The sequence below is a fragment of the Sphingosinicella sp. YJ22 genome (assembly GCF_011320075.1).
GTDB lineage: Bacteria > Pseudomonadota > Alphaproteobacteria > Sphingomonadales > Sphingomonadaceae > Allosphingosinicella.
The window spans coordinates 1-7,036 of record NZ_JAANPA010000066.1 but is presented as its reverse complement, the minus strand read 5'-3'; the positions used below and the strand labels follow the sequence as shown (position 1 = coordinate 7,036).

Genomic DNA, 7,036 nt, shown 5'->3' with positions numbered 1-7,036 from the left:
CGTTCCGGCCATGGTTCCGGCGCCCGGCGCGCCCGGAGTCGGCCCGGTGACAGCGATCGCCCCGGCCGCTCCCGTCGCGCCGTCGCCGCGTGCCGCGCCGGTGGCGAGCGCGGCGCCGATCGCGATCGCCCGGGTCGACCTCGCTTATGCCGCCGCCGTCGCCCAGGCGAACCCGGCGCTCGGCCGGCTCAGCCCCGAGCAGCTCGTCGAACTCCGCGTCCACGGCGTCACCGAGCAGCGGCTTCGCGACTATGCCGCGGCCGGCTACGGAGGGCTCGGCTATGACGACGTGGTCAACTTCATGGTGCACGGCGTGACCCCCGCCTTCATCCGAAGCATGGCCGGAGCCGGCTATCGCGGCCTCGACCCCGACGAGCTGGTGGAGTTCCGCATCTTCGGCGTCACGCCCGAATTCGCCCGGGCAGCCAACCGCTCGGGCCGCCGCCTGTCGGCGGAGCGGTTGGTCGAGCGACGAATCCATGGCGACAACCAGCCGCCGCCACGACCCGGGCGGCCGCCGCCGCGCCCGCGCCCGGACGAGGATCCTGACGACTAGGCGCCCCGAGCCGCCTTTCGACCAGCCGCCGCTGCCACGGCCCATTGACGTCAACCACCCCGGTCCCTCGCGAGGAGGAGGACCGGACGGGCTCCCCATGCCCGAGAAGGAGAGAGAAATGATCCGCAGCTTCCTGTTTCTGACCGCCGCGAGCCTGTCCGTGTCGGCGCCGGCGATTGACGCGCAGCCCGAGCCGGCCGCGGCGCCGTCCCGCGCCTTCAATCCGCTCGCGATCGAATGGTCGGTGTCGCCATCGTCGCGCGCCGGCGAGGTGCAGCTGCGGCTGAGCTACCGGACCCGCGAAGGCAACAGCAACAATTCGCGCTCCTATCCGGTCGCGCAGCTCCAGGGCTTCGACGCCGGTGCGTCGGGCCCGGTCTCATTCCGCATGGGCGGCGCGGCTGGGAGCCTGGACTGCTCCGGGGTGATGCGGGACGCGCGCGGCGCCGGCACCTGCCGCTTCCAACCCGACGAGCGCTTCGCCGCCGAGCTCGAGCGGCGCGGCATCGGCCGCGCGACCACCGAGCAGATGTACCATATGGCGGTCGGCGGCGTTGAGCTCGCCCTCGTCGACGAGCTCGCCAGTCTCGGCTACGAGCGCCCCACGGTCGACAATCTCGTCGAGGCCGGCATCTTCGACATCGACGTCGCCTATGTCCGCGAGATGGCGGACAGCGGCTATCGCGTCGGCGCGATGCGCCGCCTCGTCGAGTTCCGGATCCACGGCGTCACCCCCGATTATGTGCGCGGCATGGCGCAGTCGGGCTACCGAGACATCGCGCCGGAGCGGCTGGTCGAGTTTCGCATCTTCGGAATCACGCCGGACTATGTGCGCGGCATGGCCGAGGCCGGCCAGCGAGACCTGCCCGGCCAGCGCCTGGTCGAGTTCAAGATTCACGGGGTTACGCCCGATTTCGTGCGCGGGCTCGCCGAAGCCGGCTATCGCGACCTCACTCCGGCGCAGCTGGTCGAGTTCCGGATCCACGGCGTGACCCCCGCCTTCGCGCGGGAGGTGAACCAGTCCGGCGTTCAGCGGGCAAGCGCCAGCGAGCTGGTCGAGGCGAGGATCCTCGGCCGCCGCTTCCGCCGCGGCAACTGAGCGGCTCGGGCGAAAACAAAAATGTCGCGTAAGGGGAGAGTGATGATGGGGTGCAACGGAAGACGGCCGGCATTGCTGGGAAGCGCGGCTCTCGCCGGCCTGTTGATCGTGGCGCCGCAGGTGGCGCGGGCGCAGACGCCGCCGCCGACGGCGACGCCGACGCCGAGCCCGGTACCCGCTCCTCCCACCGGGGAGACCGCCACCAACCCCGACGCGCAGGCGCCGATCGCCAGCCGCACCTACACGCCGGCCGACTTCGCCCGCTTCGCGCCGCGGACCGCGCTCGACATGCTGCGCCAGGTGCCGGGCTTCGTGATCCGCGAGCAGGTCGTCGAGCGCGGCCTCGGCCAGGCGACCGGCAACGTCCTGCTGAACGGCCAGCGCCTGTCGGGCCGCTCCGAGGACGTCACCGCCCAGCTCGGCCGGATCCCGGCCGGCAACGTCGTCCAGATCGAGATCGTCGACGGCGCCACGCTCGATGTCCCCGGCCTGTCCGGCCAGGTCGCCAACATCATCGTCCGCGCCGGCGGGCTGAGCGGGCAATTCTCCTGGCGCCCCGAATTTCGCACCAACTTCACCGATCCTTTGCTCAGCCGCTTCGAACTGTCGGTCAGCGGCACCGAGGGGCCGGTCGAATATACGCTTGGGCTGGAGAACCAGGGGTCGCGCAGCGGCGCTGGCGGCCCGACCCTGATCTTCAACCCCGACGGCAGCCTGCGCGAGACTCGCAATGACGTGTGGACCGGCAATTTCGACCAGCCCCGCGCCAGCGCCCGCTTCGTCATCGACGGCCCCGGCAGCTCGGTCGGCAATTTGAACGCGGTCTACCGCGAATTCTGGTACGACTATGTCGAGGACGGCATCCGCACCCGTCCCGGCGAGCTGCCGCGCGAGCGCGACGTGCTCACCCAGGAGGACGGCCACAATTACGAAGTCGGCGGCGACTACGAGTTCGCGCTCGGAGGCGGCCGGCTCAAGCTGATCGGCCTGCAGCGCTACGCCCACACGGTCCTCTCCTCGGGCGTGCGCACCATGTTCGCCGACGACAGCCCCGACGAGGGCGACCTGTTCCTGCGCGACAGCGACGAGCTCGAGCGGATCGCCCGCGCCGAATATCGCTGGAACGCCGGCGGCGCCGATTTCCAAATCTCGGGCGAGGCTGCGTTCAACAGCCTCGACATCGTCTCCGACCTGTTCGTGCTCGACCCCGACGGCTCGTTCCGCGAACTTCCCTTCCCCAGCGGCACCGCCCGCGTCGAGGAAGCGCGCTACGAGGGGATCGCCAGCTATTCGCGGCGCCTCGCGCCCGAGCTCAGCTTCCAGCTGTCCGCCGGCGGCGAATATTCCCAGATCACCCAGGCCGGCGCCGGCGGCACCACCCGCACCTTCTTCCGCCCCAAGGGGCAGCTGACCGTCGCCTGGACACCGGACCCCAACACGACCGTCAACCTGCGCCTGCAGCGGCGCGTCGGGCAGCTCAACTTCTTCGACTTCATCGCCAACGTGAACCTGGAGGTTGACCGCGAGAACGAGGCCAACCCCAACCTCGTCCCGCCGCAGAGCTGGGAGGCCGAGGTCGAGACGGTGCTGCGCATGGGCGCATGGGGCCAGACCACGCTCCGCACCTACGCCCACCTCGTCGAGGACATCGTCGACATCATCCCGATCGGCGCCGATGGCGAGGGCGTCGGCAACATCGACAGCGCCCGCCGCTACGGCGCCGACTGGCGCACCACCTTCAACTTCGACCCGATCGGGTGGCGCGGCGCGCGGCTCGACCTGCGCTTCCTCGTCCAGCACACCGAGGTCGAGGACCCGCTGCTCGGCGTGATCCGTCCGATCAGCAACACCACCCAGAAATTCTTTGAAGGCATCTTCCGCTACGACATTCCCGAAAGCGACTGGGCGGTCGGCGGCGCCGCCTCCTTCGCCGAGAATGCCTGGAACTACCGCCTGAGCGAGGTCGGCTACCAGACCGAAGGCCCGGTCTTCGCCAACGTCTATGTCGAGAACAAGGACGTGTTCGGCCTCACCGTGCGGGCCACCGCGGGCAACATCCTCGACGCGCGCAGCACCTGGGACCGCCTCGTCTTCCTCGACCGCCGCGACGGCCCGCTCAACTTCATCGAGCGCCGCGACCGCCTGATCGGCCCGATCTTCTCCTTCCAGATAAGGGGACGATTCTAGGCAAGGTGGTAGGTCACCTGTCCGCTCCCCTCTCCCCGCCGGGGAGAGGATTACGGAGCCTTGGCGGCTGTGGCGCCTAGGCGAAGTTGGTGAGGGGGCTCGAGGTCAGAGACTAATCACTTAGCCCGAGCCCCCTCACCCAACCCTCTCCCCGCTGGGGAGAGGGCTCTAGCGGGGCAGATAGCCCCACTCGGTGAGGTAGTAGCGAAGCGCGTCGGGATAGCCGCTGAACCTCACCCGCTGGTCGGCGGGGCAGGCGTCGGGATTGTCGACGCCGACCCGGCAGGCGTCTTCGAGGCCCCAAGTCGACGTCCGCTCGTAATGGCGCAGCATGTCGCGCCAGGCCTCGTCGAAGCGCCCGGCGCGAGTGGCGGCGGCGACATAGCCGGCGCAGCCGCCGTTGCGCTCGAAGCCGTCGCGGCACCCTTCGCGCGCATCGTTCATCGCCTCTAGAAAGAAGCGGCGAAACGACGGACGCTCGGACACGTCCACCACCCAGCCACCGACGATGTTGATGATCTGCGGCGGCGCGAAGCTGCCCGCATAGCTGCTGAAGGCGTAGAGGAAGCGATCGTCGCGCTGGACGAAATCGACGACGCCGTCGCCGTCCTCGTCCTTGGGCATTTCCTCCGCCGGACCGCCGTCCCACGCGCCGAGGTCGACGAGAGTCACCGGACCGGCCGCAGGAATCAGCGCGATCTGGATGGCGTTGCAGCAATGCGCTCCGCCGGTGAAGGACTGGAGGATGAGGAAGCGCGTGCCGTTCCGGTCGAGCCGGCCGACGCCGATCTCGTGCTCGTAGCTCGGCCGCGTGTCCGCCCCCTCCAGCACGACCGGGGCGCGGCCCGGCACTTCCAGGGTCACGACCGGCGCCACCAGGTCTTCGAATTGCGCATCGACCCGCGGCCTGACGCTGACATTGATGTCGCCGAACCGATAGCGGACGGGCTGCGGATTGGCCTCGCCGCTCCAGCTGACCTGGCTGCCGAGCGCCACGTCGCGAGCGCCGTCCCGCTGTGTCTCGGCGCCGACGGGTGGGGCGGCCACGGCAAGCATCGCCACCGCCAGCGCGATCCGAATGACCTTCATCGCGGCCGCCTCCTCGCTGGCGGCGATCCTACCCTGTCCGGAGGGCGGTGACGAGGCCGCCAGGGTTCAGATCGAGCGGCTGACGACTTCCTTCATGATCTCGTTGGTGCCGCCGAAGATTCGCGTGACCCGGGCGTCGCGCCACAAACGGGCGATGAGATATTCGTTCATGTAGCCGGCGCCGCCGTGGAGCTGCATCGACACGTCGCACACCTCGAACTGAAGCTCGGTGTGCCACAGCTTGGCCGCGGACGCCTCCGCCGCGGTCAGCTCGCCGGCGATGTGGCGGCGGATCGCCCAGTCGAGATGCGCCCAGCCAACCTGAAGCCTGGTGGCGAGGTCGGCGAGCGTGAAGCGGGTGTTCTGGAATTCGAACACGGTCTTGCCGAACGCCTTGCGCTCCTTGGTGAAGCTGACCGCCTCGTCATAGGCGCGCTGGGCCGAGGCCTGGGCCGAGCAGGCGATCGACAGCCTTTCCTGCGGCAGCTGGTTCATCAGGTAGGCGAAGCCCATGCCCTCCGCGCCGAGCAGGTTCGACTGCGGCACGCGCAGGTCCGCGAAGAACAATTCCGACGTGTCCTGGGCGTGGAGGCCGACCTTATCGAGGTTGCGGCCGCGGGCGAAGCCGGGGCGGTCGCTCTCGACCAGGATCAGCGAGGTGCCGCGCGCGCCAAGGCTGGCATCGGTCTTGGCGACGACGATGACCAGCTCGGCATGCTGGCCGTTGGTGATGTAGGTCTTGGAGCCATTGATGACATAGTCGTCGCCGTCCTTGACGGCGGTCGTCTTGATGCCCTGCAGGTCGGAGCCGGCGCCCGGCTCGGTCATCGCGATCGCGGTCGGAGTCTCGCCCGACACCATGCGCGGCAGCCAGTGGCGCTTCTGCGCCTCGCTGCCATAGGCGACGATATAGTCGGCGACGATGTCGGAATGGAGCGTGATGCCGGCCGACGAGCCGATATAGCCAAGCTCCTCGTCGATCACCGCATTGTAGCCGAAGTCGAGGCCGAGCCCGCCATATTGCTCAGGCACGGTCGGACAGAGCAGGCCCTGGGCGCCGCATTTGGTCCAGAAGTCGCGGTCGACGATGCCTTCCTCTTCCCACCGCTCGAGGTGCGGGACCGCCTCGGCGGCGAAGAAGCGGCGCACAGCCTCGCGGAACAGCTCATGCTCCTCGCCGAAGGCGGTGCGACGGGCGGTATCGAGCATCATGGTCATTCCCCCGGATCGGATCTGCCGGGAGGGATAGCGAGGCGCGGGCGGAATGTCCCGCCCGCCTTCCTACTTGTCGGCGACCGGCTTGGCCTCGAGCGCGCCGAGCAGGCGTGCCCGCTCCAGGTGGAGCGCGCTGAGCTTCAAATGCGCCCGCGCCGCGGTGGCGCAGCTCGCCGTGCTTCCTGCCTCAAGCTCCCGCGCGGCGCGGGCCTCATGATAACGAACGTGGTCCGGCTTCACGATTCGCCCCTGCTTCCCACCCGGGAAGATCAGCCGAATGCGTCCCGGCGACATTCACCCTTGTTATCCACAACCGAAAATTTTCCGCTTTTAGAAGAACTGCTTGCGCAAGCTGATCCGCACCGTTCGGCCGGCCGGATCGAGCAGGTCGGGCTGGTAGGAAATCGGCGTGTTGCCGAACGCGTCGCGCACGTCGGGGCGGCTGTCGAACAGATTGTCGACGGACAGCGTGACCCGGGTCCCACGAAGGAACGGGACGTCGCGAACCAGGCCGCGCATCTGGCCGAGATTGGCGAACAGACGGAGGTTCACCGTCATCTGCGGCGAGAAGAACAGATCGTCGTCGTCATCGGCGCCGAGGACCGTGGTGCCGCTCTGCCAGTTGACGCTCGCGAAGCCGCCGAAGCCGCCGCGGAAGACATTGGCGCGCAACTGCACCTCATGCTCCGGCCGGCCGCCGCGGCTGCCCGCCGCCGAGCCGCCGAGGAAGTCGAACACCGGCCCGTCCTCGTTGACGAACACGCGGTCCTCGAGCCGCCAGGTGTGGAACAGGCCGAGCTGGATTCGGCCCTGGCCGCCACCGCCGCCAAAGCGGCCGCCGCCACCGAATCCGCCGCGCCCGCCGCCGCCCGGCCCGCGCGGACCCCGGC

The 7,036-nt window shown here is 69.3% G+C and carries 5 protein-coding genes and 2 pseudogenes; 3 read left to right on the top strand and 4 right to left on the bottom strand.

The genetic code is table 11. The features are described 5' to 3' along the window. The 3 genes and pseudogenes from G7B71_RS15235 to G7B71_RS15225 all read left to right on the top strand — a co-directional run. Nucleotides 1-556: pseudogene (locus tag G7B71_RS15235) on the top strand (hypothetical protein); the annotation flags it as partial. Between the two features lie 118 nt (nucleotides 557-674). Next, nucleotides 675-1,655 carry a hypothetical protein gene (locus G7B71_RS15230; protein ID WP_166042478.1) on the top strand — a complete coding sequence of 327 codons (981 nt, stop codon included), beginning with the start codon at nucleotides 675-677 and terminating at the stop codon, nucleotides 1,653-1,655. Between the two features lie 72 nt (nucleotides 1,656-1,727). Next, a complete protein-coding gene (locus tag G7B71_RS15225; protein ID WP_166042475.1) occupies nucleotides 1,728-3,842 on the top strand; it encodes a TonB-dependent receptor plug domain-containing protein in 2,115 nt (704 codons plus the stop codon). A gap of 168 nt (nucleotides 3,843-4,010) precedes the next feature. Here G7B71_RS15225 and G7B71_RS15220 read toward each other — a convergent pair whose 3' ends face one another. The 4 genes and pseudogenes from G7B71_RS15220 to G7B71_RS15205 all read right to left on the bottom strand — a co-directional run. After that, nucleotides 4,011-4,931: a hypothetical protein gene (locus G7B71_RS15220; protein WP_166042473.1), complete on the bottom strand. Its 921-nt coding sequence runs from the start codon at nucleotides 4,929-4,931 to the stop codon at nucleotides 4,011-4,013. 66 nt (nucleotides 4,932-4,997) lie between these two features. Beyond that, complete coding sequence (locus G7B71_RS15215) at nucleotides 4,998-6,140, bottom strand: acyl-CoA dehydrogenase family protein (RefSeq protein ID WP_166042483.1); 1,143 nt, start codon at nucleotides 6,138-6,140, stop codon at nucleotides 4,998-5,000. Nucleotides 6,141-6,212: 72 nt separating this feature from the next. Next, nucleotides 6,213-6,386, bottom strand: a complete 174-nt coding sequence (locus G7B71_RS15210; protein WP_166042471.1) for a hypothetical protein — start codon at nucleotides 6,384-6,386, stop codon at nucleotides 6,213-6,215. A gap of 90 nt (nucleotides 6,387-6,476) precedes the next feature. Beyond that, nucleotides 6,477-7,036 (bottom strand): annotated as a pseudogene (locus tag G7B71_RS15205) (TonB-dependent receptor); the annotation flags it as partial.